The organism is Phycicoccus elongatus Lp2 (assembly GCF_000367525.1).
GTDB lineage: Bacteria > Actinomycetota > Actinomycetes > Actinomycetales > Dermatophilaceae > Phycicoccus_A > Phycicoccus_A elongatus.
On record NZ_HF570956.1, the window covers coordinates 401,913 to 404,002 of the forward strand.

2 protein-coding genes and 1 pseudogene are annotated in these 2,090 nt (G+C 69.7%); 1 reads left to right on the plus strand and 2 read right to left on the minus strand.

What is annotated here, in order from left to right:
* The coding region (locus tag BN10_RS01910; RefSeq protein WP_040750716.1) for a DNA topoisomerase IB at positions 1–705 on the minus strand (705 nt) is incomplete at its 3' end.
* Positions 706–812: 107 nt separating this feature from the next.
* Positions 813–1,538, minus strand: coding sequence for an AIM24 family protein (locus tag BN10_RS01915; RefSeq protein WP_010849465.1), 726 nt, complete (start codon positions 1,536–1,538; stop codon positions 813–815).
* A gap of 143 nt (positions 1,539–1,681) precedes the next feature.
* On the opposite strand from BN10_RS01915, the pseudogene BN10_RS17100 reads away from it, so the two are divergent.
* Positions 1,682–2,090, plus strand: a pseudogene (locus tag BN10_RS17100) (hypothetical protein); the annotation flags it as partial.

The window sequence follows — 2,090 nt, forward strand, 5'->3', positions numbered from 1 at the left end:
GGCGGTGAGCTCCCCGCCCATCACGTCCGAGAGGTAGGCATTGACCGCCGCGGCGTCGAGATCGAACCACGCCCGCTCCACCTGGTAGGCCAGCAGTCGGTCGCTCGCCGAGCGCCGCTGCCGCAGCACCCGGACCGCCTCGACGATGTCGGCGTCCTCGATCGCGATCGTGTGCTCGATCCCGGACTTGCCGACGAACTGGAAGACCAGCGTCGACCCCTTGCGCCGCACGTGCTGGCGTTGCAGCGTCGTGAGCCCGAAGGAGCCGTTCGCATCGGCATAGGCGTCGTTGCCGATCCGGAAATAGCCCAGATCGAGCAGTCGCACCGCGATCGCAGCGGCGCGCTCGAGCGGCATACCCTGTGCGCCGAGGTCGGCGGCCACCCTGCGTCGTGCCGTGGGCAGCCGCGTGGCCGCGGCCGTGACGCGACGGAACTTCGCCTCGTCGCGCCGGATCCGCCAGTCCGGGTGGTAGAGGTACTGCCGCCGGCCGGCTGCGTCGGTCCCCACCGCTTGGAGGTGGCCGTTCGGCACGGGGCAGATCCAGACGTCCTCCCACGCGGGCGGGATCGCCAGCGACTTGATCCGCTCGATGTCTTCCGCGGGCAGCCGGTGTCCGTCGGCGTCGACATAGGTGAAGCCCTTGCCGGCCCGTTTGCGCGCCCAGCCGCGCATCCGTGGCGTCACCTTCCGCAGCCGGGCCATGAGGCAGGGTATGCCGCCCCGCACGCCTCGCGGGACTCTCTGCCCACCCGGAGTCAGCCGGAAGCCGGGCGGGCCCGAGGACCGGCCCCTGGACGCGCCCCGGGGGCTCAGTTCAGCAACTGGCCGAGCATTCCGCCCGGCCCCTGCTGGCCACCTCCTTGGTGACCACCGGACATCACCGACTCCGAGGGCTGCACCAACACATAGCCCTGGCCGCCGAAGGCCATCTGAAGCAGTTCGCCGCTGCCGCCGCGGATCATCGTCCCGATGCCGCCGGTGTCGACGCGCACGTTCATGGACACCCCCGCGGTCCAGAGCACGACCGCCTGCGCATCGGCAAACGTGGGAGCCGACGCGACGTCCAAGGCGATCGGATCACCCTTGGTCGTCACCGCGACATACCCGGTGCCGCGCAGCGACACGTTGTAGAGCCCGCCGGTCATCGCCGCGCCGCGCGCTTGGATCCGGTGGATGTCCCACTGGATCGAGTTGCTGAAGGCGAGCACGTTGTTGCCGTTGACGGACAGGGAGTCGTTCTCGAGATACATGACCTGCACCTCCGAGGCCTCATCGGCGACGAAGAGCTCGCCGCTCCCCGAGCAGGTCATCATCGAGACACCCTCGCCGGTGACCGCTGACTTGAACATCCGCCCCAGCCCGCTGCTCTGCTTCGTGAAGCGCACATCCCCCTGGTAGGCCACCATCGAGCCTGCCTTGGCCTGCACCTCGCCGTAGCGCATATCGATGCGCAGCAGCTTCTTGTTCTGCAGGGAGAAGGGATCCTGGGTGTCCTTCTCCTTGAACTCGGTGAACAGTGAACCGTGAATCGTCATGGCATTCCCCTTGAGTCGCGCGCCGGCATCCCTTGCCGGACCTTCCCAAAAGGTATGCCGTCACACCGTCTCCCGTCATACGCTCGGAGGACATTGGGTGGGCAATGGGGGCCGACCCTGACAGACACGATGCGGAGGGCTCGATGGGTTTCCTCGACAAGGCCAAGCAGGCGGCCAACGAGATGGCCGCCAAGGCCGACCAAGCCATGGCAAATGCCGGCATCTCCGGCCCGGCCGGAGCGCCGGGAGGCATGGGTGCCAACCGGGCCGCCGACGCCGCGCTCCGCGACTTCGGCCTGATCACCTGGCGCGAGGCGCACGGCCATCCGGTCGATGCCTCCGAGAAGGAGAGGGTCCTGCACACCCTCCAGGGCCTGGAGGCCGGAGGGCAGTTGGCGCCCCTGCGCTGCACGAGTCCGCAGGGCGCGGGTGGGCTCTACGGGTCGCCTCCCCCGGGGGCGCCCCCACCTCCACCCGGGTATGCCGCGCAGCAGGCTGCCGCTCCCACCGCGCCCTCCGATGTGGCCCCGGCCACGCCGCCGCCCCCGGCCA

Excerpts from the sequence above, each read along its gene's own strand:
- BN10_RS01915 (WP_010849465.1), bottom strand. The coding sequence starts at position 1,538 with ATGACGATTCACGGTTCACTGTTCACCGAGTTCAAGGAGAAGGACACC.